Annotated in this window: 22 protein-coding genes and 1 riboswitch; of the genes, 18 read left to right on the forward strand and 4 right to left on the reverse strand. The window is 70.2% G+C overall.

Features of this window, described 5'->3' with window-relative positions; translation table 11 throughout:
* The first annotated feature begins 28 nt into the window (after positions 1 to 28).
* Positions 29 to 322, forward strand: coding sequence for a hypothetical protein (locus BM109_RS11465; RefSeq protein ID WP_093342903.1), 294 nt, complete (start codon positions 29 to 31; stop codon positions 320 to 322).
* Here the strand turns inward: BM109_RS11465 and BM109_RS11470 are convergent.
* Entirely contained in the window at positions 288 to 2,012 is a 1,725-nt protein-coding gene (locus BM109_RS11470) for a thiamine pyrophosphate-binding protein (protein WP_093342904.1), read from the reverse strand. The genes BM109_RS11465 and BM109_RS11470 overlap by 35 nt on opposite strands.
* A 92-nt stretch (positions 2,013 to 2,104) precedes the next feature.
* Here BM109_RS11470 and BM109_RS11475 point away from each other — a divergent pair, with 92 nt between their 5' ends.
* The 13 genes from BM109_RS11475 to arsC all read left to right on the forward strand — a co-directional run bounded on the left by BM109_RS11475 (position 2,105) and on the right by arsC (position 14,765).
* On the forward strand, positions 2,105 to 2,752 hold the full coding sequence (locus BM109_RS11475) for a TetR/AcrR family transcriptional regulator (RefSeq protein WP_281077614.1): 648 nt from the start codon (positions 2,105 to 2,107) through the stop codon (positions 2,750 to 2,752).
* Positions 2,753 to 2,971: 219 nt separating this feature from the next.
* Positions 2,972 to 3,955, forward strand: coding sequence for a tripartite tricarboxylate transporter substrate binding protein (locus tag BM109_RS11480; protein ID WP_093342906.1), 984 nt, complete (start codon positions 2,972 to 2,974; stop codon positions 3,953 to 3,955).
* Between the two features lie 91 nt (positions 3,956 to 4,046).
* Positions 4,047 to 4,820 carry an ABC transporter permease gene (locus BM109_RS11485; RefSeq protein ID WP_093342908.1) on the forward strand — a complete coding sequence of 258 codons (774 nt, stop codon included), beginning with the start codon at positions 4,047 to 4,049 and terminating at the stop codon, positions 4,818 to 4,820.
* 64 nt (positions 4,821 to 4,884) lie between these two features.
* The gene (locus BM109_RS11490) at positions 4,885 to 5,886 is read left to right on the forward strand and encodes an ABC transporter substrate-binding protein (RefSeq protein ID WP_093342909.1); all 1,002 of its coding nucleotides are present in this window, start codon (positions 4,885 to 4,887) and stop codon (positions 5,884 to 5,886) included.
* Positions 5,887 to 6,040: 154 nt separating this feature from the next.
* Positions 6,041 to 6,820: an ABC transporter ATP-binding protein gene (locus BM109_RS11495; RefSeq protein ID WP_093342911.1), complete on the forward strand. Its 780-nt coding sequence runs from the start codon at positions 6,041 to 6,043 to the stop codon at positions 6,818 to 6,820.
* Between the two features lie 2 nt (positions 6,821 to 6,822).
* Positions 6,823 to 8,253: an enolase C-terminal domain-like protein gene (locus BM109_RS11500; protein WP_093342912.1), complete on the forward strand. Its 1,431-nt coding sequence runs from the start codon at positions 6,823 to 6,825 to the stop codon at positions 8,251 to 8,253.
* Positions 8,254 to 8,294: 41 nt separating this feature from the next.
* Complete coding sequence (locus tag BM109_RS11505) at positions 8,295 to 9,470, forward strand: Gfo/Idh/MocA family protein (RefSeq protein ID WP_093342914.1); 1,176 nt, start codon at positions 8,295 to 8,297, stop codon at positions 9,468 to 9,470.
* Between the two features lie 19 nt (positions 9,471 to 9,489).
* Complete coding sequence (locus tag BM109_RS11510; RefSeq protein ID WP_093342915.1) at positions 9,490 to 10,695, forward strand: dihydrodipicolinate synthase family protein; 1,206 nt, start codon at positions 9,490 to 9,492, stop codon at positions 10,693 to 10,695.
* Between the two features lie 8 nt (positions 10,696 to 10,703).
* Positions 10,704 to 11,582, forward strand: coding sequence for a sugar phosphate isomerase/epimerase family protein (locus BM109_RS11515; RefSeq protein ID WP_093342917.1), 879 nt, complete (start codon positions 10,704 to 10,706; stop codon positions 11,580 to 11,582).
* A 50-nt stretch (positions 11,583 to 11,632) separates the two neighbouring features.
* Positions 11,633 to 12,727, forward strand: a complete 1,095-nt coding sequence (locus BM109_RS11520) for a DNA glycosylase AlkZ-like family protein (protein WP_093342918.1) — start codon at positions 11,633 to 11,635, stop codon at positions 12,725 to 12,727.
* 105 nt (positions 12,728 to 12,832) lie between these two features.
* Positions 12,833 to 13,003, forward strand: a riboswitch (FMN riboswitch).
* A gap of 99 nt (positions 13,004 to 13,102) precedes the next feature.
* Entirely contained in the window at positions 13,103 to 13,615 is a 513-nt protein-coding gene (locus tag BM109_RS11525) for a 6,7-dimethyl-8-ribityllumazine synthase (RefSeq protein ID WP_093342920.1), read from the forward strand.
* A gap of 24 nt (positions 13,616 to 13,639) precedes the next feature.
* Complete coding sequence (locus tag BM109_RS11530; protein ID WP_093342921.1) at positions 13,640 to 14,347, forward strand: glutathione S-transferase family protein; 708 nt, start codon at positions 13,640 to 13,642, stop codon at positions 14,345 to 14,347.
* 34 nt (positions 14,348 to 14,381) lie between these two features.
* Positions 14,382 to 14,765 (forward strand): arsenate reductase (glutaredoxin), encoded by a 384-nt coding sequence (gene arsC, locus BM109_RS11535; RefSeq protein ID WP_093342923.1) that lies wholly within the window; start codon positions 14,382 to 14,384, stop codon positions 14,763 to 14,765.
* Here arsC and BM109_RS11540 read toward each other — a convergent pair.
* From BM109_RS11540 to BM109_RS11550, 3 genes are all read right to left on the reverse strand, one after another.
* Positions 14,762 to 16,444 (reverse strand): ATP-binding cassette domain-containing protein, encoded by a 1,683-nt coding sequence (locus BM109_RS11540; RefSeq protein WP_093342924.1) that lies wholly within the window; start codon positions 16,442 to 16,444, stop codon positions 14,762 to 14,764. The genes arsC and BM109_RS11540 overlap by 4 nt on opposite strands.
* A 195-nt stretch (positions 16,445 to 16,639) precedes the next feature.
* Positions 16,640 to 17,389 carry a sulfite exporter TauE/SafE family protein gene (locus tag BM109_RS11545; protein WP_093342926.1) on the reverse strand — a complete coding sequence of 250 codons (750 nt, stop codon included), beginning with the start codon at positions 17,387 to 17,389 and terminating at the stop codon, positions 16,640 to 16,642.
* A gap of 40 nt (positions 17,390 to 17,429) precedes the next feature.
* Entirely contained in the window at positions 17,430 to 18,686 is a 1,257-nt protein-coding gene (locus BM109_RS11550) for an MFS transporter (protein WP_093342927.1), read from the reverse strand.
* Positions 18,687 to 18,775: 89 nt separating this feature from the next.
* Between BM109_RS11550 and BM109_RS11555 the strand changes: the two genes are divergently transcribed.
* The 4 genes from BM109_RS11555 to BM109_RS11570 all read left to right on the forward strand — a co-directional run bounded on the left by BM109_RS11555 (position 18,776) and on the right by BM109_RS11570 (position 22,021).
* Positions 18,776 to 19,672 carry an AraC family transcriptional regulator gene (locus tag BM109_RS11555; protein ID WP_256222509.1) on the forward strand — a complete coding sequence of 299 codons (897 nt, stop codon included), beginning with the start codon at positions 18,776 to 18,778 and terminating at the stop codon, positions 19,670 to 19,672.
* 55 nt (positions 19,673 to 19,727) lie between these two features.
* Positions 19,728 to 20,420, forward strand: a complete 693-nt coding sequence (locus BM109_RS11560) for a phosphatase PAP2 family protein (RefSeq protein WP_093342930.1) — start codon at positions 19,728 to 19,730, stop codon at positions 20,418 to 20,420.
* A 138-nt stretch (positions 20,421 to 20,558) separates the two neighbouring features.
* The gene (locus BM109_RS11565; RefSeq protein ID WP_057597863.1) at positions 20,559 to 20,801 is read left to right on the forward strand and encodes an acyl carrier protein; all 243 of its coding nucleotides are present in this window, start codon (positions 20,559 to 20,561) and stop codon (positions 20,799 to 20,801) included.
* Positions 20,798 to 22,021 carry a beta-ketoacyl-[acyl-carrier-protein] synthase family protein gene (locus BM109_RS11570; protein WP_093342932.1) on the forward strand — a complete coding sequence of 408 codons (1,224 nt, stop codon included), beginning with the start codon at positions 20,798 to 20,800 and terminating at the stop codon, positions 22,019 to 22,021. The genes BM109_RS11565 and BM109_RS11570 overlap by 4 nt, the downstream gene beginning before the upstream one ends.
* Positions 22,022 to 22,033 lie beyond the last annotated feature (12 nt).

The following is a 22,033-nucleotide window of genomic DNA, read 5'->3' on the forward strand; positions in this document are numbered from 1 at the left end:
CCTTCCCTTTCTTCTTCAAGGAGTCGCCATGAAAGCCCAGGATGTCCTGCCCGATGACCAGAACTTCGCCGTCCTCAACGGCCAGCCCGTGCGCAAGGGCTCGGTCGGTGCCTTCCTCGCCAACGTGCGCGTGCTGGAGGACGCCCAGGCCGGCGAGGCGCAGCGCCAGGCCGCGCACGAGGACCTCGTCGCGCTGATCCCCGCGCTCGAGGCGCTCGGCCTGTTCGATGTGTTCGAGCTGCGCTCCGCAGCCCTGCGCGCGGAGGTCGCGAGGCATCGCGCCGCGCTCAGCCCCGCGCCTGCTGCTGCGCCGCGCGCCTGATCGACGACAGCGTGCCGCGCGTGGTGATGACCTCGGGGTCGAGCGGAATCTCGATCAGCGTGCCGGTGTCGGCCGCCAGCGCGCGCAGCAGCGCGGCCTCGAACTGCGCGGTCTCGGTCACGCGCTCGGCCGCGTAGCCGTAGGCGCGCGCCAGCCCGCAGAAGTCGGGATTGCGCAGCGCGGTGCCGCTGGTGCGCTCGGGATACTCGCGCTCCTGGTGCATGCGGATGGTGCCGAACATGCCGTTGTTCAGCAGCACGACGATGCTCTTGCCGCCATGCTGCGCGGCCGTGGCCAGTTCCTGGCCCGTCATCAGGAAATCGCCGTCGCCCGCGATCGTGAAGGCCACCCGGCCGGTCGCGAGGCTGGTGGCGATGCCGGCCGGCACGCCGTAGCCCATGGCGCCGCTGGTGGGCGCCAGCTGCGTCTTGTGGCCCTTGGCGAGGCCGTGGTAGCGGAAGTAGCGGTGCACCCAGCTCGCGAAGTTGCCGGCGCCGTTGGTGATCGTGGCATCGGCCGGCAGGTGCTTCTGCAGCGTCGCCACCACCGCCGCCATGTCGACCGCGCCGCGCGGCGTTTCCGTGGGCATGCCGGCCAGTGCCTGCGGCTCGAGCCAGGCCTGGTAGTCGGCGTTCGCCTGCAGCGCCCAGTCCTCCCAGGGCAACGTGGGCGGCGCGCTCAGCACCTCGAGGCTGCGCGCCGCGGCGCTCATGCCGGCATTGATCGCGAGGTCGGCCTGGTAGACGCGGTTGAGCTCCTCGGCGCTGGCATGGATGTGGACCAGCGTCTGCTTCGCCTTCGGCGCCTCGAGCAGCGTATAGCCACCGGTGGTCATCTCGCCGAGGCGCGGGCCGATGGCGAGGATCAGGTCGGCGTCCTTCACGCGCTGCGCCAGCTTCGGATTGATCGCGATGCCGACGTCGCCCGCATAGAGCGGATGGTGGTTGTCGAAGGTGTCCTGGAACCGGAAGGCATTGGCCACCGGCAGGCGCCAGTTCTCGGCGAAGCGCTGCAGCGCCTGCGCGGCCTGCGCGGTCCAGCCGCCGCCGCCGGCGATCACCAGCGGCTGGCGCGACTTCAACAGCAGCTCGCGCAGGGTGCGCAGCGCGCCCGGGTCGCTCCAGGGCTCGACCGCCTCCACGCGCGGCAGCGGCCGCGCGGCGGTCTCGCTGCGCAGCATGTCCTCGGGCAGCACCAGCACCACCGGGCCGGGGCGGCCGTTCATCGCGGTCGAGAAGGCGCGCGCGATGTACTCGGGGACGCGGTTCGCATCGTCGATGCGCTCCACGCGCTTGGCGAAGCCCTTGGTGCTGGGTCCGAAGAAGCTGCCGTAGTCGACCTCCTGGAAGGCCTCGCGGTCGCGGAAATCGCTGCCCACGTCGCCGACGAACAGCACCATCGGCGTGGAATCCTGGAAGGCGTTGTGCACGCCGATCGAGGCATTGGTGGCGCCCGGGCCGCGCGTCACGAAGCAGATGCCGGGGCGGCCCGTGAGCTTGCCGTGCGCCTCGGCCATGAAGGCCGCGCCACCCTCCTGCCGGTTGACGATGAAACGCGCTCGCTCGCCGTAGGCATGGAAGCCGTCGAGCACCGCGAGGAAGCTCTCGCCGGGCACGCCGAACGCGATCTCCATGCCCTGTTCGAGCAGGCACTCGACGATCAGGTGGCCTGCGGGTTGTGATGTACTCATGAGCAGTAGAACTCCAACACTTTGTCCGCGGCGATTATGTGCGCCCGCCCCGCCTCCCTTGTTTTAATTCCCCAAATGGTTAAATTCGCGCCATGAAGGCCACCGCCCCCGACACGCTGGAACCCCGCTCGCGCGATGCCGACCGTTCGCAGCTCGCGATCCTCGCCTCGGCGCGCGACGAGTTCTCGGCGCGCGGCCTCGCGGGTGCGCGCATGGACAGCATCGCCGAGCGCGCGGGCCTCAACAAGCGGCTCATCTACTACTACTTCGGCAGCAAGGACGACCTGTTCCTCGCGGTGCTCGAGCGCACCTACGCCGACATCCGCGAAGCCGAGCAGCGGCTGCACCTCGACGAGATCGATCCGGTCGAGGCGATCCGCCAGCTGGTGTCCTTCACCTGGCACTACTACCTCGAGCATCCCGAGTTCATCACCCTGCTCAACAGCGAGAACCTGCACCAGGCCTCGCACCTCAAGCGCTCGGAACGCATCCAGGAGATGAACTCGCCGCTGGTGCAGCTGCTCGACACGGTGCTCGAGCGCGGCCGGCGCGACAACCTGTTCCGCGCGGGCGTCGATCCGGTGCAGCTCTACATCTCGATCGCCTCGCTGTGCTACTTCTACCTCTCGAACAACCACACGCTCTCGGCCATCTTCGGCCGTGACCTGCGCGCGCCCAAGGCGATGGCGCAGCGCCTCTCGCACATGACCGACCTCGTGCTCGGTTACGTGCTGCACTGACAAGCCCTTCCTCAGCCTCCCGCCGCCCCTCTCGCGGCGGCAGAGCCGCGCGCGCCATCGCCGCGCGAGACGCCTCCCATCGCCGTCCTGATCTACGGGTATCCACCAGGGTCCACCCGTTGACGCTGCCGCGCCCGCGTTCCTAGAATCAGCAATTCACTTATTGGTGAATTAAGCTCGCAACGACACCAGCGGCCTCGCCGCGCGGAGACACCACCCATGAAGCAACTCGCACGCACCGCCACGCTGGCCGCGATCGTCGGCCTGGGCGCCCTGCTCCCCGCCCTCGCCGGCGCGGAAGCCGCCTATCCCAGCAAGCCGATCCGCGTGATCGTGCCCTTCGCGGCCGGCAGCACCACCGACATCATTGCCCGCGCCATCGCCGACAAGATGGGCGCGAGCATGGGCCAGCCGCTGGTGATCGAGAACCGCGGCGGCGCCAGCGGCACCATCGGCCAGCAGGCGGTGGCCACCGCGGCGGCCGACGGCTACACGGTGATGATCCATTCCTCGTCGCACACGGTCAGCCCCTCCACCTTCGCCAAGCTGCCCTTCGACACGGTGAACGACTTCGCGGGTGTCACGCCGATCTCCTCGCTGCCCAACGCGCTGGTGATCGCGCCCTCGAAGAACATCAAGACGCTGCCGCAACTGCTGGCCGCCGCGCGCGCCAAGCCCGGCAGCATGAACTTCGCCTCGGCCGGCCAGGGCAGCGCCACGCACCTGAACGCCGAGAAGTTCAAGATGGCCGCCAAGATCGACGCCACCAACATCCCGTTCAAGGGATCGGGCGAGGCCGTCACCGAGGTGCTCTCGGGCCGCGTCGACTACTACTTCTCGCCGATCGCGCCGGTCATCGGCCAGATCAAGGAAGGCCAGTTGCTGGCGCTCGCCGTGGGTTCGCCCAAGCGCGCGGCCGCCCTGCCCGACGTGCCCACCACCGCCGAGGCCGGCGTGCCCGGCTCCGAATTCAACTTCTGGATCGGGATGATGGCGCCCGCGAAGACGCCGCGCGCCGTGGTCGACCGCCTGCACGACGAGGTGGCGAAGGCCCTCGCCACGCCCGAGGTGAAGGAGCGCTTCCTCAAGCTCGGCGCCGATGCCTGGACGCTCAAGCCCGCGCAGTTCGATGCCTACATCAAGCAGGAGATCGCGAGCAACGCCGAGCTCGTGAAGGCCGCCGGCCTCGCGGTCCAGCAGTAACGCCGCTTCCGCCAACGCCCGCCTCCCCCGCTCCGCCCGCAGCCCACCGACTTCCGACCGAACGTCCCGCGCCGCCACCGGCGCGCTCTCCATGATCCGCAAACTCCTGCTCTCCCCGGCGCTGCGCCCCTTCCTGCTGATCCTGCTGCTGCTGGTGCTGTGGGACCTGGCGATCCGCCTCTTCAAGATCCCGGCCTACCTGATCCCGCCGCCGTGGGAGGTGGTCAAGCAGCTGATCAACGAATGGCCGCGCCTGCTGGCCGAGAGCTGGAAGACCACGCTGGCCACGCTCGGCGGCTTCGGCCTCACCATCCTCATCGGCATTCCGATGGCGATGGTCATCGCCTACTCGCGGCTGGTCGAGTCCTACGTCTATCCGCTGCTGGTGTTCTCGCAGAGCATCCCCAAGGTCGCGATCGCGCCGCTGTTCGTGGTGTGGTTCGGCTTCGGCATCTTCCCCAAGGTGATCTCGGCCTTCCTGCTGGGCTTCTTCCCGGTGGTGGTCTCCACCGTGATGGGCTTCAAGTCGGTCGAGCCCGACATGCTCGACCTCGCGCGCTCGATGGGCGCGAGCCGGCTGCAGACCTTCTTCAAGATCAGCCTGCCGCAGGCGCTGCCGCAGATCTTCAGCGGCCTCAAGGTCTCGGTCACGCTGGCCGTCGTCGGCGCGGTGGTCGGCGAGTTCGTCGGCTCCAACTCGGGCATCGGCTACGTGCTGCAGGTGGCCAACGGCAACTTCGACCTGCCGCTGATGTTCGCCGCGCTGGTCGTGCTCTCGAGCATCGGCGTGATCCTGTTCGTGGCGGTCGACCTGGTCGAGCGCCTGATGATTCCCTGGCACGCCTCGCAGCGCCACGCGGACTGATCCATCCCGCCCCTTTTTCTTTCTGGTTCCTTCGCCCACGCCAACAACTCCCTGGAGACAAGACATGAAGAAACTGCTTCCCTCGCTGCTCGCCGCCGCCGCGCTCGCCACCTTCGCCATCGCCCCCGCGCATGCGCAGGGCGACAAGCCCAAGGACAAGGTCACGCTGATGCTCAACTGGTACCTCTACAGCGAGCACGCGCCCTTCTTCCTCGGCAAGGAAAAGGGCTTCTACGCCGAGGAGGGCATCGACCTCGACATCCAGGAAGGCCGCGGCTCCGCCGTCACCGCGCAGGCGGTGGCCGCCAAGTCGGCGACCTTCGGCTACATCGACGTCACGACCATGATCAAGGCCGCCGCCAAGGGCGCGCCGCTGAAGTCCACCGGCGTGCTGTTCCAGGTCAGCCCGATGTCGGTCATGGGCTTCACCGAGAAGAACATCAAGACGCCGAAGGACATCGTCGGCAAGACCGTGGCCGTCACGCCGGGCGACTCGATGTCGCAGATGTGGCCGCTGTTCCTCAAGGTCAACGACATCAAGCCCGACCAGGTGAAGATCGTCTCGGGCGACGGCCAGACCAAGCTCAATGCGGTGATCAACGGCCAGGCCGACCTGCTGCTGGGCTACGTGATGGACCAGGCCATCAAGCTGCAGGACGCCACCGGCAAGCCGGTGTCGCCGATCCGCTTCGCCGACTCGGGCGTGAACCAGATCAGCTCCGGGATCATCACCAACAAGAACCTGCTGACCGAGAACCCCGACCTGGTGAAGCGCTTCATGCGCGCCTCGACCAAGGCCGCCGAAGCCGCCGAGAAGAGCCCCGAGGCCGCGGTCGACGCGATGCTCAAGGCCAACCCCAAGGCCGGCGTGCGCGACACGCTGATCGTGGGCATGAAGCAGAGCGTGGCGCTCTATCACACCAAGGACACGGCGAACCAGCGCCCCTTCCGCGTGGCGATGAAGAACGTCAACGACTCGCTGGACCTGCTGGTGCAGTACGGCGGCATGGACGCCTCGACGCGCGGCAAACCAGAAGACTACGTGACGCTCGATTTCCTGCCGTAAACGGCTCGCCCCCAGGCTCCGCGCACTTCGTGTCGCTTCTCCCACCCCCTACCGGGGGCAACACCAGCGGCCCGGCAAAGCCGGTTCCGCGGTGTTCCCCGAAAACGCCACAAGCGCCCCGTCACCTCGTTCGCTTCGTCCTTTACTACGCTCCATGTCTCCAGTCCAACTGATCGAAGCGCGCGGCGTCTCGAAGATCTACCAAAGCAAGGATGGCCCCGTCGAGTCGCTGAAGCCGCTCGACTTCGCCATCAAGGAAGGCGAGTTCGTCTCCGTCGTCGGCCCCTCGGGCTGCGGCAAGAGCACCTTGCTGAAGATGGTGGCGGGCCTGCTGCCGATCAGCGGCGGCAGCCTCACCTTGGCCGGCAAGCCGATCCAGGGACCGCAGAAGGACGTGGGCATCGTGTTCCAGAGCGCGGTGCTGCTGCCTTGGCGCAGCGTGGAGGACAACATCCTGCTGCAGGCCGAGATGCGCCACCTGCCGATGGACGCCGCCAAGGCGCGCGCCCACGAACTGATGGCCATGGCCGGCCTCAAGGGCTTCGAGCGCAAATACCCGTGGCAGCTCTCGGGAGGCATGCAGCAGCGCGCCTCGATCTGCCGCGCGCTGCTGCACGATCCGTCGGTGCTGCTGATGGACGAGCCCTTCGGCGCGCTCGACGCGATGACGCGCGAGAAGATGAACCTCGAGCTGCAGCGCATCTGGATGGCCTCGAAGAAGACCGTGATGCTGATCACCCACAGCATCCCCGAGGCCATCTTCCTGTCGGACCGCGTGATCGTGATGAGCGAGCGCCCGGGCTCGATCGCGGCCGTCTACGACATCGAACTGCCGCGCGCCCGCACCCTGGACATGATGGCCTCGAGCGAGTTCGGCCACTACACGAAGCTGGTGCGCGCGCATTTCTTCTCGCAGGGCATCCTGGACCACTGACCATGGACGCGCCCCGTTTCCACGTCGAGGAGATCCGCTTCGCCGAGCGCGACGTCGCGCTGCGGCTGCCGTTCCGCTTCGGCGCCGCCACCGTCACCGCCTGCCCGCAGGTCTACGTGCGCGCGCGCATCCGCTTCGAGGACGGCCGCACGGCCAGCGGCTGCGCGGCCGAGATGATGGTGCCCAAGTGGTTCGACAAGAACCCCGCGCTCACCAACGAACAGAACTTCGAGCAGTTGCGCTTCGCGCTGCGCGACGCGCGCGAGGCCTACACCGGCGAGGCCGATGCCCAGACCGCGTGGACGCATTTCGCCGCCAACTACGCCGCCCTGATGGCGCGCGCCCGTGCCAAGGGCCTGCAGCCGCTGGTGGCGGGCTATGGGCCGGCCCTGATCGACCGCGCGATCTTCGATGCGCTGTGCCTGCATGCCGGCACCGGCTTCGCCGCCGCGATGAGCGCCAACCTCGGCGGCATCGACATCGCGGGCAGCGGCCTGGCCGACGACCTCGCCGGTTTCGACATGCCCGGCTTCCTCGCGCGGCAGCACCCCGCGGAGCGCATCGCCGCGCGCCACACCGTGGGCCTGGCCGACGCGATCGACGACGGCGATGCATTGCCCGATGCGCCGGCCGACGGCCTGCCCACCACGCTCGTGGCCGCCGTGCGCCGCTACGGCCTCACGCACTTCAAGCTCAAGCTCTGCGGCGACACCGCGCGCGACATCGACCGGCTCGAGCGCATCGCGCGCGCCATCGACGGCCATGCGCAGCTGGTCACGCTCGACGGCAACGAGCAGTACGCCGATGCCGATGCCTTCGCCGCCTTCCTCGACCGCCTGCTGTCCACGCCCGCGCTGTGGACGCTCGCGAAGAAGACGGTGTTCGTCGAGCAGCCGATCCGGCGCGACGCCGCGCTCGAGCGCGACGTGCGCGCGCTCGGCCGGCGCATCCCGCTGCTCATCGACGAATCCGATGCCACGCTCGATGCCTTCGTGCGGGCGCGCGAACTCGGCTACACCGGCGTGTCGAGCAAGAGCTGCAAGGGCTTCTACAAGTCGGCCGTCAACGCGGCGCGCTGCGCGCGCTGGAACGCAGCCGACGACGGCACGCGCTACTTTCTCTCGGGCGAGGACCTGACCATGCAGGCCGGCCTCGGCGTGCAGCAGGACCTGGCGCTCGTGAGCTGGCTCGGCCTCTCGCATGTCGAGCGCAACGGCCACCACTACGTCAACGGCCTCGCGGCCGTGCCCGAGGCCGAGCAGCAGGCACTGCTGCGCGCCCACCCCGATCTCTACGAATCCAGCGATGGCGCGGTGCGCCTCGCGATCCGCGGCGGACAGCTCGCCCTGTCCTCGCTCGCTTCCGCGCCCGGCTTCGCCACCGGCCAGCCCGGCGCGGGCATCTCGTGGGACGCCATGCGTTCCGTCTACTGAAGCAGCGCTTCTCCGTCCCCTCTCTCACTCAAGGAAAGAACATGCCCACCCAACGTCTAGGAATCATCATGCACGGCGTCACAGGCCGCATGGGCATGAACCAGCACCTGATCCGCTCGATCTGCGCCATTCGCGCCCAGGGCGGCGTGACGCTGTCGAACGGCGACAAGGTGATGCCCGACCCGATCCTGATCGGCCGCAACGCCGAGAAGATCGAGGCGCTGGCCAAGGCCCACGGCATCCAGCGCTGGGGGACCGACCTCGACAAGGCGCTCGAGAACAAGGACGACACCGTCTTCTTCGACGCCGGCACCACGCAGATGCGCCCCACCCTGCTGGCCAAGGCGATCCGCGCCGGCAAGCACGTCTACTGCGAGAAGCCCATCGCCACCAACCTCAACGAGGCGGTGGAGATCGCGCGCCTGGCCGAGGAAGCCAAGGAGAAGCAAGGCCTCAAGCACGGCGCGGTGCAGGACAAGCTGTTCCTGCCCGGCCTGCGCAAGCTCGACATGCTGCGCCGCGCCGGCTTCTTCGGCCGCATGCTCAGCGTGCGCCTGGAGTTCGGCTACTGGGTGTTCGAGGGCGACCTGCAGCCGATCCAGCGCCCGAGCTGGAACTACCGCAAGGAAGATGGCGGCGGGATGATCCTCGACATGATGTGCCACTGGCGCTACGTGCTCGACAACCTGTTCGGCGAGGTCAAGTCGGTGTCGTGCCTGGGCACCACCCACATCCCGAAGCGCTGGGACGAGGCCGGCCAGCCCTACGAGGCCACCGCCGACGACGCCGCCTACGCCACCTGCGAGCTCACCGGCCACAACGGCGAGCCGGTGATCGCGCAGATCAACATGAGCTGGGTCACGCGCGTGCGCCGCGACGACCTCGTGACCTTCCACGTCGACGGCACCGACGGCTCGGCCGTGGCCGGCCTGTCGAGCTGCCGCGCCCAGTCGCGCGTGGCCACGCCGCGCCCGGTGTGGAACCCCGACGAGAAGCAGACCATGAACTTCCTCGACCAGTGGCAGGAGATCCCGGACTCGCAGGTCTACGACAACGGCTTCAAGATCCAGTGGGAACACTTCATCCGCCACGTGGTGGAGGACGCGCCCTACAAGTGGACCCTGCCCGAGGGCGCCAAGGGCGTGCAGCTGGTCGAGGCCGCGCTCGAATCGTGGCAGGACCGCCGCTGGGTCGACGTGCCCGCGCTGAAGGTCTGAGACCCGGAGACCCGACCGCATGGCCCTCTCGCTCAAGCTCCCCACCGCCGGCGGCGCGCTCGCCGACTACGCGCTGCGCGGCAGCACGCCGCCGAAGCCGCCCGCGGGCGTTCGCTTCGACCGCATCGCCTACTCGGCCGCGCACGTCGTGGCCGACCCGTTCGCGGCCATCGATCCCTGGCTGCAATGCGCGGTCGACTGGGACGCCACCCTCGCCTACCGGCGCCACCTCTACGCGCTCGGCCTGGGCGTGGCGGAGGCCATGGACACCGCGCAGCGCGGCATGGGCCTGGACTGGCCGACCTCGCTCGAGCTGATCCGCCGCTCGATCGACGCCGCCAGCGACATCCCCGGCGCGCTCGTGGCCTCGGGCTGCGGCACCGACCACCTCGACCTCGATGCGGTGAAGAGCGTCGACGACGTGATCCGCGGCTACGAGGAACAGATGGCCGCCATCGAGAAGCTCGGCGGCAAGCTGATCGTGATGTGCAGCCGCGCGCTGGTGCGCGTGGCGAAGGGCCCGGCCGACTACGAGCGCGTGTACGACCGCATCCTGAGCCAGGCGAAGCAGCCCGTGGTGCTGCACTGGCTCGGCGAGATGTTCGACCCCGCGCTGGCCGGCTACTGGGGCACGACCGACGTCGATGCCGCGATGGAGACCGCGCTCGGCGTGATCGCGGCCCATCCCGACAAGGTCGACGGCATCAAGATCTCTTTGCTCGACAAGGACAAGGAGATCGCCATGCGCCGGCGCCTGCCGACCACCGGCGGCCCCGACGGCCAGGGCGTTCGCATGTACACCGGCGACGACTTCAACTACGCCGAGCTGATCGCGGGCGACAGCCACGGCAGCCATCCCACGCACGGCAAGAGCGACGCGCTGCTGGGCATCTTCGACGCCATCGCGCCGGCCGCCAGCGCCGCCCTCGGCGAACTGGCCGCGGGCCGCGTCGAGCGCTTCCACGAGATCCTCGGCCCCACCGTGCCGCTGTCGCGCCACATCTTTGCCGCGCCCACGCGCTTCTACAAGACCGGCGTGGTGTTCATGGCCTGGCTCAACGGCCACCAGAAGCACTTCACCATGGTCGGCGGCCAGCAGAGCACGCGCTCGCTGCAGCACTTCGCCGAGCTGTTCCGGCTGGCCGACGCGGCCAACCTGTTCGAGCAGCCCGAGCTCGCGGTGCGGCGCATGAAGACGCTGCTGTCGCTGCACGGCGTCGAGTGAGCCCGTCCATGCGCGATTTCTCGCAGAACCATGACTGGCTCTCGATCAACACCGCCACGGTGCGCAAGCAGTCGGGCGTCGAGGCGCCGCTCGACCGCATCGTCGACCAGTGCGCCGAGCGCGGCATCCGCGCCATCAGCCCCTGGCGCGACCAGATCGCGGCCGTCGGCATCGACAAGATCGCGCGGCAGTTGAAGGCGCACGGCATCGGGCTTTCGGGCTACTGCCGCGGCGGCTTCTTCCCGGCGCCCGATGCTGCGGGCCTGAAGGCCGCGCTCGACGACAACCGCCGCGCCATCGACGAGGCCAAGACGCTCGATGCGCCCTGCCTCGTGCTGGTGGTCGGCGCGCTGCCCGGCGCGCTCGACGGTAAGGCCGCCTACCGTGACATCGCCCGCGCACGTGGCGAGGTGCGCGACGGCATCGCGGCCTCGCTCGAGTACGCACGCGAGGTCGGCATGCCGCTGGCCATCGAGCCCCTGCACCCCATGCAGGCGGCCGACCGCGCCTGCATCAACACGCTGGAGCATGCGCTCGACCTCTGCGACGAGCTCGATGCCGGCAGGAGCGGCATGCTCGGCGTGGCGCTTGACATCTACCACGTGTGGTGGGACCCGAAGCTCCAGCAGCAGATCGCGCGCGCGGGCCGCGAGCGCCTGCTGGCGTACCACGTCTGCGACTGGCTCACGCCCACGCGCGACCTGCTGTCCGACCGCGGGATGATGGGCGACGGCGTGGTCGAACTGAAGAAGATCCGCGGCTGGGTGGAAGACGCCGGCTTCGCGGGCTTCAGCGAGGTCGAGATCTTCTCGAACCTCGACTGGTGGCAGCGGCCGGGGGCCGAGACACTCGACGTCTGCATCGAGCGGCATCGCAGCGCGGTCTGAGCACGGCCCCGGGGCGAGCAAGCCATGGCGGCCTGTGCTGCAATGCGCCCATGCCCGCCCCCAGCCTCGACGACCTGCGCCGCTACGCCGTGGCGCGCACCCTGTTCAAGCCCACCACGCTCCCCGGCGCGATCAAGAAGCTCGGCTTCGTGCAGGCCGATCCGATCCGCGCCCCGGCGCGCGCGCAGGACCTGACGCTGCGCCACCGCGTCAACGACTACCGCGCAGGCGATCTAGAGCGCCGCTACACGCGGCTCGCGATCGAGGAGGACTGCCTGGTCAACTACGGCTTCCTGCCGCGCGAGCACCTGGCGCTGATGCATCCGCGCGAGGCCGCCAAGCCCTGGGACGCCGAGACGCGGCGCAAGGCCGCCGAGGTGCTGGCCTTCGTGCGCGAGCGCGGCCGCGTGCATCCGCGCGAGGTCGAGCAGCACTTCGCGCACGGCCGCATGCGCAACTACTGGGGCGGCTCGGGCAATGCGTCGACGCATTTGCTCGACGGCATGCACTACCGCGGCCTGCTGCGCGTCGTGCGGCGCGACAGCGGCACGCGCATCTACGAGGCGGTCGAGCATGCGCCGGCCGACGAAAGCCCGGCCGGCCGCGCGCGCCGCGCCGCCGCGCTGATCGAACTGATCGTGCGCAAGTACGCGCCGCTGCCGGCCGGCAGCCTGACCTACCTGGTGCGGCTGCTCGGCTACGGCGCGCCGCACCTGGCAGCACAGACCCAGGCCGCGCTGCGCCTCGCGCGCGAGGAGCTCGCGAGCCTGCGCATCGACGGCACCACCTGGTACTGGCCGGCCGACGAGAACCCGGCCTCGCGCCGCCATGCGCCCGACGACGCGGTGCGCCTGCTCGCGCCCTTCGACCCCGTGGTGTGGGACCGCCGCCGCTTCGAGCTGCTCTGGGGCTGGACCTACAAGTTCGAGGCCTACACGCCCGCGCCGCAGCGCCAGTTCGGCTACTACGCGCTGCCGCTGCTGTGGCACGACCGCGTGATCGGCTGGGCCAACGTGAGCGCACCCGAGGGACGGCCCCAGCCCGCCTTCGGCTACGTCGAGGGCCGCAAGCCGCACGGCGCGGCCTTCCGCGCGGCACTCGACGACGAGCTCGGGCGCATGGCCGAGTTCCTCGCGGCGCGCTGAGCCGGCCGCGGGCCACCCCCGGCGGCCTGGGGTCTTGGCCCGTGCGCGACAGGGCCGGGCGCGCCGCCTGCCTAGAATCGCCCTCGCCCCGGTGCGAGCCGGGGCAAGCGTTCTCAGGGCGGGGTGCAATTCCCCACCGGCGGTGATGGCGGTGTTCTTCGAAAGAAGGTACTGCATGAGCCCGCGAGCGCCCGCGGCTTGCAACGAGCCGCGGGGTCAGCAGACCCGGTGCGATCCCGGGGCCGACGGTCACAGTCCGGATGAAAGAGAGCGCGAAATGCGGGCCGGCCCGCGCGCTTCTGCCATGGAGCGTGCGGTCTGCTCCGTGGTTTCGTGCGCCCTGATTCAGGAAACCTGCTTTTGAAGAGGCACACCATGAGTCAGATCAACGACCTTCCCCTTTCCGCCATCGCCGCGACGGACGCGCCGCGCGGCCAGCGCATCGCCTTCGTCGAGGCGCAGTGGCATTCCGACATCGTCCACCAGGCGCGCGACGCCTTCCTCGAGGAGATGGAGCGCCTGGGCGTGCCGCGCGATCGCATCGACGTCTTCGACGTGCCCGGTGCCTTCGAGATCCCGCTGCATGCCAAGCGGCTCGCGCTGTCGGGCCGCTACGCCGGCATCGTGGCCTGCGCGCTGGTGGTGGACGGCGGCATCTACCGCCATGAGTTCGTGGCCAGCACGGTGGTCAGCACGCTGATGTCGCTGCAGCTCGAGACCAACGTGCCGATCTTCTCGGCCGTGCTCACGCCGCACCACTTCCACGAGCACGTGGAGCACCGCAAGTACTTCCACCGCCATTTCGCGGTCAAGGGTTCCGAGGTGGCCGAGGCCTGCGTCAAGACGCTGAAAGGTCTGCAAGAGGTCGAAACGCTGCTGGCGGCCTGAACGCGGGCGCGCTAGTCTGGGAGGATGGCCTCCCCGTCATCCCCCACCACCCCACCTTCCGCCGCGCCTGGTCGCTACACGCTCTACGGCGCGCCCGGCTCGGGCGCCACGCCCGTGCATGCGGCGCTCACGCTGATCGGCCTCGGCGACCAGGTCGACACGGTCGACATCGCGACCTGGGAAGGCGATGCCGAGCGCGACCGCATCGCCGGCCTCAACCCGATGCGCCAGGTGCCGGCGCTGGTGCTGCCCTCGGGCGAGCTGATGACCGAGAGCGCGGCAATCCTGATCTGGCTCGGCGACCGCCATCCCGAGGCCGGCCTCTGCCCCGCGCCCGGCGATGCGCTGCGCGCGCAGTACCTGCGCTGGATGGTCTACCTGCCGGCCGCCATCTATTCGATGTTCTGGGTGCGCGACGATCCCGCGCGCCTGGTGCCCGACAAGGCGGCGCAGCCCGCGATGCTCGAGCGCTCGGCCGAGCGCGTGGCCCATTGCTGGCACCTGATGGACACGCAGATCGCCGAGCCCTCGTCCTACCTGCTCGGCGAGCGCATCGGCATGCTCGACCTCTACGTGGCCGTGATGTCGCGCTGGACACCCTGCCGCGAACGCTTCTACCGCGAGGCGCCGCGCATGGCCGAGGTGGTGAAGCGCGTCGACGCCGAACCGCGGCTGGCCGCGTTCTGGGCCGAGCGCTTTCCGTTCGCGCCGGGCTGGGAACGCGGCGAGTGACGCCCGGCGGTCCGCGGCTTCCGATAATCGCGCCATGACCCGCAAAGAAGCCACCACCGACTACCCGATGACGATCTACCACAAGCCCAACTGCAGCACCTCGCGCAACGTGCTGTCGTTGATCCGCGAAAGCGGCGTGGAGCCCGAGATCGTCGAATACCTGAAGACGCCGCCGTCGAAGAAGAAGCTGCGCGAGCTCGCCGACGCGATGGGCCTGAAGGCGCGCGAACTGCTGCGCACCAAGGAAGAACCGTACGCCGCGCTGAATCTCGACGACCCGAAGTGGAGCGACGACCAGATCCTCGGCTTCATCGTCGAGCACCCGATCCTGCTGCAGCGCCCGATCGTGGTGTCGCCGCGCGGCACGCTGATGTGCCGGCCCTGGGAGCGGGTGCGCGAGATCCTGCCTGCGGCCTAAGGGCCGTCCGCCTCGCGCAGCGTCCAGCCGTTGTCGCTGGACGCCAGCCGATGGGTCAGTGCGAGCGCGTCGAGGAAGCGCGCATCGTGCGAGGCCACGACGAGCACGCCCGGAAAGCCTTTGAGCGCCTGCTCGAGCGCGAGCACCGAGGCGATGTCGAGATGGTTCGTGGGCTCGTCGAACAACAGCATCTCGGCCGGCTCGCCGCGCCACAGCGCGCAGGCCAGCGCGGCCTTGAGCCGTTCGCCGCCGCTCAGTTGCGCGAGCGGCCGCAGCACTTCGGCCGCACCGAGCCCCAGCAGTGCGAGCCGGGTGCGCAGTTCGCCTTCGGGCAGCGGCGAATGCAGCGCGTCGAGCTGCTGCAGCAACGACCGATCGGGCGGCATCGCGGCACCGCCATCCTGATCGAGCCATGCCGAGCGCAGCGGTGCTTCGCAACGCCCGGCGATCGGCGCCTGCTGTCCCGCGAGCATGCGCAGCAGGCTGGTCTTGCCGCAGCCATTGGGGCCGCCGATGCCGATGCGCACGGGGCCCTGCAGGCACAGGTCCAGCGGCTTCGCCCCGGCCGGCTGCGCGGGCACCGCGCCCTCGAGCCACAGCACGCGGCGCCCGGCGGGAACCATCGAGCCCGGCAATGCGAGCGCGATGGCCGACGGTGGCGCCACGCCGGCGGCCGCCTCGCGCACGGCGGCATCGAGCACCGCGCGACGCTCGCGTTGCCGCTCGTGCTCGCGTCCCGCGTGGGCCTCGGCATTGCCCTGGAGGCGGCCCAGGTAGAGCCCGCCTAGATTGGCATCGCGCGCCCAGGCGGCGCCGCGTGCAACACGGCGCTGCTGCGCGTCGTGCTGCCGGCGCAGTTCGCGCAAGGCGGCGTCGCGCTCGTTGCGCGCATGCGCGAGCCGGGCCTGCGCGGCATCGGCCTCGCGCTCGCGCCAGTCGCTGTAGGCCTGCCAGCCACCGGTGCAGCCGCGCAGGCCGCCGGCCGGCGTGATCTCGACGATGCGGTCCATGCCCTCGAGCAGTTCGCGGTCGTGGCTCGCGACCACCACCACGCCGCGCCAGGCCGCGAGCCGCTCGCGCAGCCAGCGCCGCGCATCGGCATCGAGATGGTTGCTGGGCTCGTCGAGCAGCAGCGCATCGGCGCCCGAGAGAAAGGCACCGGCCAGCGCGACGCGGGTGCGCTCGCCGCCGCTCAGGCTGTCGGCGCGGCGGTCGATGGCGAAAGGCAGGCCCGCGTCGGCGAGCGCGGCCGCGAAGCGCGCGGGCAGGTCCCAGCAGCCCTCGGAATCGTCGAAGTCGGTGGGCGTGCCCTGCCCGGCCTCGATGCGCGCGAGCGCGGCGAAAGGGCGTGCGAGGCCCGCGAGCGCGGCCAAGTCCGCATCCGGCGCGGCGCCGGCGTTCTGCGCCACGTGCACGCAGCGCGACGGCCGCACGATCGCGCCCGCGGTGGGTTCGCGCCGGCCCGCGAGCAGGTCGAGCAGCATCGACTTGCCGGCGCCATTGCGCCCGACCAGCCCGATGCGCCCGGGCTGGAAGGTCTCGCAGAGATCGTCGAACAACAGGTGCCCGCCCGGCAGCGCGAGGCTGGCGTGGCGCAGCTCGAAGCTCGCGGTGGCGGAAAGAGAAAAGGAAGCGTCCGGCCCTGAACCCGGGCGCGGTGCGTGCGTGCGATGAGCCATGCCGGCCCTCCGATGAATCGTTGGCAAGGCGATGCACGGTGGTCATGCATCGCGGCGATCAAGGAAGGCTCAAAGGCGCATTTCGGGGGGACGCTCCGGAAAAAACGAAAGGGCCCTGAAAGGCCCCGGGCCGGTTTGGAGGCGGGCCTCGCGCGAAGGTTCCGCGACTTTTCTCTCTCTCTCTCTCTCTCTTCTTCAGCGCCGCAGCAGCACCGGCAGCGCCGAGGCCAGCATCGCCACGCCCGAGGCCGTCAGCAGGCTCAGCACGATCTTGCGGAAGGTGGCCTCGCTGATGCCGATGTACAGCCGCGCGCCGAGCCGCACCGGCACGAACACGGCCACCGCGACCAGGCCCAGCAGCGGGATCGTCGACACGGCGACGCCGCCGCGCGCCACGTGCAGCGAGAAGGCCACCACCAGCATCGTGAGGTTGAAGTTCTGGATCACCGCGCGCTGGGTGTCGCGCTCGAAGCCGCGCAGGGTGCACCACAGCGTGGGCACCACGCCCGAGAAGCCGCCGATGCCGGCCATGGCGCCGCCGATGGCACCGGCCACGCCGTCGGCCACCCGGCCGCCGAAGCGCACGCGCGGCAGCCGCTGCGACATCAGCATCGCGGGGCACCACAGCACCAGTACCACGCCGAGGCAGACCTTGAACAGCTCGACGTCCAGGTGCGGCAGCAGCCAGACGCCGAAGGGAATGCCCGCGAGGCCGCCGGCGACGAAGGGCCACAGCAGCTGGCGGTCGAAGCGGCGGCGCACGCTGAAGGCGGTGATCAGCTGCCCGGTCATGCCGCCGAACAGCGCGAGGATGGCCGCGAGCTGCGGGTCGAGGGTCCAGGCCCAGACCGACATCGACACCATGCTGAACGCAAAGCCGGACAGGCCCTGCACGAATCCCGCCAGCACCGCGCCGACGATCACATAGAGATACAAGGCCTGCATGCGGCCGATGATATCGGCCGCCCCCTGCGAGCGCAGGGACTCAGACCGAGGCCGGCACCAGCGCCGTGCGGCGCACGCGCGTCACGTTGAAGGCGCTCGCGATCAGCACGCCCTGCACCAGCGCCAGGCCCACGATCACGGCCACGTACTGGCCATGGTCCATCAGGCGGCCGAAGATCAGCGGCGCCACGGCCTGCCCGATGTCGAGGCCGGCATAGACCACGCCATAGACGCGGCCGGTGGCATTGGGCGGCGTCGAGCGCTTGACCAGCAGGTCGCGCGAGGGACCGGCCACGCCCGAGACGAAGCCCATGGCGCCGAACAGCACCGGCACCACCAGCGGCGGGAAGTCGGCGAAGGCCAGCACCAAGGCCAGCGCGGCGGCGATGCCGAAGCCCAGGCCCACGATGCGCTCGCAGCGCGAGGGATCGGAGGCCAGGAAGCCGCCCGCCACCATGCCGGCCGAGCTCGCCACCATGTAGACCGTGAGGCACACCGCCACGATGCCGACCGGCACCGCGTGCAGGTGGCCGGCCGCGACCGGCGCGAAGGTCTGGACCACGCTGATCACGGCCGCATAGAAGAAGAAGAAACCGAAGCACATCCACACGGCCGGGATGCGCAGGAAGTCGAACTGCCCGCCCACCGCGGCCTCGCCCTGGCCGGTGGCCTTGTGCACGGCCTTCACGTCGAGGTCGAGCACGCGGCGGTAGACCCACAGCACCAGCAGCACCACGATCGCGAGCACGCCGGCCGAGGCCAGCGCCACGCGCCACGAGGTGGCGATGGCGATCGGCACCACGAAGGCCGGCGCCAGCGCCCAGCCCAGGCTGCCGGTGATGCCGTGCACGCTGTAGGCATGGCCCAGCCGCGTGGGCGCGACCTTGCGGTTGAACAGCGTGTAGTCGACCGGGTGGAACACGCCGTTGCCGATGCCGCCGACCACGGCGCACAGCAGCAGCATCCAGTAGCTCTGCGCCAGCGCGTAGCCGAAGGCGGCCAGGCCCAGCGCGCCCAGCCCGACGAACAGCACCGGCCGCGGGCCCAGCTTGTCGACGATGAAGCCCGAGGCGGCCTGCACGATGCACGAGACCACGAAGAACACGGTCAGCACCGCGCCCAGCTCGGTGTAGCTCACGCCGAAGGCGTCCTTGAGCCAGGGGAACAGCGGCGCCAGGATCAGCTGGCTGAAGTGGCTGATCGCATGCGCCAGCCCGACCAGGCCGATCAGTTGGGCGTCGTTGCGCAGGGTGGTCGGGGGGGTGGCGTTGGGAGTGGTCGAGGCGGAGGAAGACATGGATTGCTACAAAAAACCGGGGCAAGCCCCGATGCTATGTCCGGGCTCGACGGCAGAATGGCGATACCGCGACAACATTTGTCGAAACCATGCCAAGCGAGCCCCCCACCCCTGCGGACGGCGTTCCGCGACCCGACAAGCCGCGCGCGGCCCCGGTGCCCGCGCCGGTCACCAGCGTGGCCTCGCTCACGCCGCACCTGTACGCGCCCGACGCGGTGCGGCCGCTGCGTGCCAAGGAACACTTCCTGAGCGCCGACACCTTCGTCGAGCTGCACCAGCACCCGTGGCCGCAGCTGACCTTCTCGACCCGCGGCGTGATCCGCCTCAACACCCAGGACGGCAGCTACATCGTGCCGCCCTCGCGCGCGGTCTGGGTGCCGGCCGACATGCCGCACAGCATCATGCTGATCGAGGACGCCGAGCTGCGCACCATCTACCTGCATGCCTGGCTGGGCCCGGCCTGGGAGAAATGCGAGGTGCTCGAGATCAGCCCGCTGCTGCGCGCGCTGATGCTGGCGCTGGACACCACGCCCGACGGCCTGCCGCCCACCGACGCGCATGCGCCGCAGCGCGAACGCATGATCGCGCCGCTCCTGGTCGACGAGCTCGAGCGCGCCACGCAGATCCGCATCGACGTGCCGCTGCCCGCCGACAAGCGGCTGCGCCAGCTCTGCGAGGCGCTGCTGCGCAATCCGGCCGACCGCGCCACCCTGGCCGAACGCGCCGCCAGCATCGGCGCCAGCGAACGCACGGTGGCGCGCATGTTCCGCGACCAGCTCGGCATGAGCTGGCAGCAGTGGCGCCAGCAGGCGGTGATGGCGCATGCACTGCCGCTGCTGGCGCGCGGCATGGCCGTGAGCCAGGTGGCGGCCGCCAGCGGCTATGCCACCGACAGCGCCTTCTGCGCCATGTTCAAGGCCGCCACCGGGCGTTCGCCGACCTCGTTCCAGCACCGCAAGCGCGGTCCCTCGTCCGCGCACGCCTGAGGTGCTTTGCAGCGCCCGGTCATGGGGCTCTGGCAAGATCGGCCGCCAGCCCGCCATGAACCGCCCCCTCCCCCTGCCCCTGCCCGCCGCACCGGCCACGCCCACCTGGGGCGCCGAGATCGGGCGCCGCGTGCGCAGCCTGTTCCTGCTGAAGGCGGTCGGCACCACGGTCTTCACCTGGCTGTTCTTCATCGGCTACTTCCACCTGCTGCGCAACCCGGCCTTTCCGGTCACGGTGATGCCGCTGACCGCGCTCGACGCGCTGGTCCCGTTCCAGCCCCACTTCCTGGGTGCCTACCTGTCGCTGTGGCTCTACGTGGGCGTGGCGCCCGGGCTGCAGCCGAACTTCCGCGAGCTGCTGGCCTACGGCTTCTGGGTCGGCGGGCTGTGCCTCACCGGGCTGGGCCTGTTCTACCTGTGGCCGACGCAGATACCTCCTCTGGCCATCGACGTTTCGGGCTATCCGGGCTTCGAGATGCTGCAGGGCGTGGACGCGGCCGGCAACGCCTGCCCGTCGATGCACGTGGCGGTGGCGATCTTCACCGCGGTGCGGCTCGAGCACGTGCTGCGCGAGGCCCGCACCCCGCTGTGGCCGCGGCTCTTGAACTGGCTCTGGTTCGCGGCCATCGCCTGGTCGACGCTGGCGGTCAAGCAGCACGTGGCGCTCGATGCACTGGCCGGCGCGCTGCTCGGGCTGGCCTTCGCGCTGCCCTCGCTGCGCTGGCGTCCGGGTTACCGAGCACGCTGACTCCCCCTTCCGGCCGGCATGTCCCTGCGGTGGGAGCGGATATCATTGGCGCTCACCGACCCTAGACATACGCCGAGCGAGGAAGGGATCGATTGCAATCGATCAGCGGCTGGCAAGAGAGACCACAGGCATCGCACGATGAGTTCGCTGAAGGAATTGCAGGACCTGATCCAAGAGAAGTACGGCATCGAACCGTCGACCCTCGACCCCCATGCCTCCATGCGGGAGAAAGGCGGCCTCGATTCGCTGGCGCTGGCCGAATTCCTGTTCGCCATCGAAGACCACTTCGGCATCACCATGCCCGACGAGGACGCCAACATCGACACGCTGGCCGAACTGGCCGTGCTGGTCGACAAGGTCCGCGCCGCCAAGCCAGCGTGAACACGCCTTCGGAGGTCGCCGTCACCGGGCTGGGCGTCGTCGCCCCGCACGGCGACCATCCCGACACCTTGTTCGAGGCCCTGCTGCAGGGCCGCTCGGCCATCGCGCCCGTGTTTCCCGAACTCCCCAAGCCGGCCGCCGCCGCCACCGTCGCCTTCGACGAGAGCCGCTGGTTCACCAAGCTGCAGCTCGCGGGCGTCGACCGCGTGAGCCAGCTCGCGGTGGCCGCCGCCGACCTCGCGATGCGCGATGCCGGCATTCCCGCCCTCGCCGACAGCGGCCTCGATGCCGAGCGCGTGGGCGTCTACGGCGGCTGCGGCATGGGCGGCGCGGCGGCGCTCGAGGCCGCCTACCGCGGCAACGGCCGCGTGTCGCCGCTCACCATTCCGGCCTTCATGCCCAATGCGCCGGCGGCCCATGTGTCGATGCGCCAGGGCGTGCAGGGCCCGGTGCTCACCTACTCGGTGGCCTGCGCTTCGTCGTCGGTGGCGATCGCCGAGGCCGCCAAGGCGATCCAGCGCGGCGAGGTCGACCTGGCCATCGCGGGCGGCAGCGAAGCGCTGATCGTGCCCGGCGTGGTGCTGGCCTGGCAGGCCATGATGACGCTGGCCGGCTTCCAGCCCGGCGAGGCGGCGCAGGCCGTCAAGCCCTTCGCGGCCGACCGCAGCGGCTTCGCGCTCGGCGAGGGCGCGGCCTTCGTGGTGCTCGAATCGGCCGAGCGCGCACGCCGGCGCGGCGCGCGCATCCATGCGCTGCTCGCCGGCTGGGGCCTGAGCAGCGACGCCACCCATCTCACCAAGCCCGACGCGCCCGGTCAGGCGCGCGCATTGCGCTCGGCCCTGCGCCAGGCCGGCCTGGCGCCGCGCGACGTGGGCTACTGCAACGCGCACGGCACCGCCACCCGCATCGGCGACGCGGTGGAGCGCAATGCGCTGGCCGCGGTCTGGGGCGACGATCTCGACGGCCTGCGCACCAGCTCGACCAAGGCGCTGCATGGCCACCTGCTCGGCGGCGCCGGCGCGCTCGAGGCGGTCATCACCATCCTCGCGCTGCGCGAACGCCGGCTGCCGCCCAACGTGAACGGCGGCCAGGCCGATCCCGACTGCGCGCTGAACCTCGTGGCCGCCGGCGATGCCGACGCGCCCGCGCTCGAGGCGGCGATCAGCAACTCCTTCGCCTTCGGCGGCACGAACTCGGTGCTGCTGTTCCGCCGCGCCTGAATCGCGTCGACC

Source organism: Variovorax sp. PDC80 (genome assembly GCF_900115375.1).
GTDB lineage: Bacteria > Pseudomonadota > Gammaproteobacteria > Burkholderiales > Burkholderiaceae_C > Variovorax.

Excerpts from the sequence above, each read along its gene's own strand:
- BM109_RS11465 (WP_093342903.1), top strand. The coding sequence starts at position 29 with ATGAAAGCCCAGGATGTCCTGCCCGATGACCAGAACTTCGCCGTCCTC.
- BM109_RS11470 (WP_093342904.1), bottom strand. The coding sequence starts at position 2,012 with ATGAGTACATCACAACCCGCAGGCCACCTGATCGTCGAGTGCCTGCTC.
- BM109_RS11475 (WP_281077614.1), top strand. The coding sequence starts at position 2,105 with ATGAAGGCCACCGCCCCCGACACGCTGGAACCCCGCTCGCGCGATGCC.
- BM109_RS11480 (WP_093342906.1), top strand. The coding sequence starts at position 2,972 with ATGAAGCAACTCGCACGCACCGCCACGCTGGCCGCGATCGTCGGCCTG.
- BM109_RS11485 (WP_093342908.1), top strand. The coding sequence starts at position 4,047 with ATGATCCGCAAACTCCTGCTCTCCCCGGCGCTGCGCCCCTTCCTGCTG.
- BM109_RS11490 (WP_093342909.1), top strand. The coding sequence starts at position 4,885 with ATGAAGAAACTGCTTCCCTCGCTGCTCGCCGCCGCCGCGCTCGCCACC.
- BM109_RS11495 (WP_093342911.1), top strand. The coding sequence starts at position 6,041 with ATGTCTCCAGTCCAACTGATCGAAGCGCGCGGCGTCTCGAAGATCTAC.
- BM109_RS11500 (WP_093342912.1), top strand. The coding sequence starts at position 6,823 with ATGGACGCGCCCCGTTTCCACGTCGAGGAGATCCGCTTCGCCGAGCGC.
- BM109_RS11505 (WP_093342914.1), top strand. The coding sequence starts at position 8,295 with ATGCCCACCCAACGTCTAGGAATCATCATGCACGGCGTCACAGGCCGC.
- BM109_RS11510 (WP_093342915.1), top strand. The coding sequence starts at position 9,490 with ATGGCCCTCTCGCTCAAGCTCCCCACCGCCGGCGGCGCGCTCGCCGAC.
- BM109_RS11515 (WP_093342917.1), top strand. The coding sequence starts at position 10,704 with ATGCGCGATTTCTCGCAGAACCATGACTGGCTCTCGATCAACACCGCC.
- BM109_RS11520 (WP_093342918.1), top strand. The coding sequence starts at position 11,633 with ATGCCCGCCCCCAGCCTCGACGACCTGCGCCGCTACGCCGTGGCGCGC.
- BM109_RS11525 (WP_093342920.1), top strand. The coding sequence starts at position 13,103 with ATGAGTCAGATCAACGACCTTCCCCTTTCCGCCATCGCCGCGACGGAC.
- BM109_RS11530 (WP_093342921.1), top strand. The coding sequence starts at position 13,640 with ATGGCCTCCCCGTCATCCCCCACCACCCCACCTTCCGCCGCGCCTGGT.
- arsC (WP_093342923.1), top strand. The coding sequence starts at position 14,382 with ATGACCCGCAAAGAAGCCACCACCGACTACCCGATGACGATCTACCAC.
- BM109_RS11540 (WP_093342924.1), bottom strand. The coding sequence starts at position 16,444 with ATGGCTCATCGCACGCACGCACCGCGCCCGGGTTCAGGGCCGGACGCT.
- BM109_RS11545 (WP_093342926.1), bottom strand. The coding sequence starts at position 17,389 with ATGCAGGCCTTGTATCTCTATGTGATCGTCGGCGCGGTGCTGGCGGGA.
- BM109_RS11550 (WP_093342927.1), bottom strand. The coding sequence starts at position 18,686 with ATGTCTTCCTCCGCCTCGACCACTCCCAACGCCACCCCCCCGACCACC.
- BM109_RS11555 (WP_256222509.1), top strand. The coding sequence starts at position 18,776 with ATGCCAAGCGAGCCCCCCACCCCTGCGGACGGCGTTCCGCGACCCGAC.
- BM109_RS11560 (WP_093342930.1), top strand. The coding sequence starts at position 19,728 with ATGAACCGCCCCCTCCCCCTGCCCCTGCCCGCCGCACCGGCCACGCCC.
- BM109_RS11565 (WP_057597863.1), top strand. The coding sequence starts at position 20,559 with ATGAGTTCGCTGAAGGAATTGCAGGACCTGATCCAAGAGAAGTACGGC.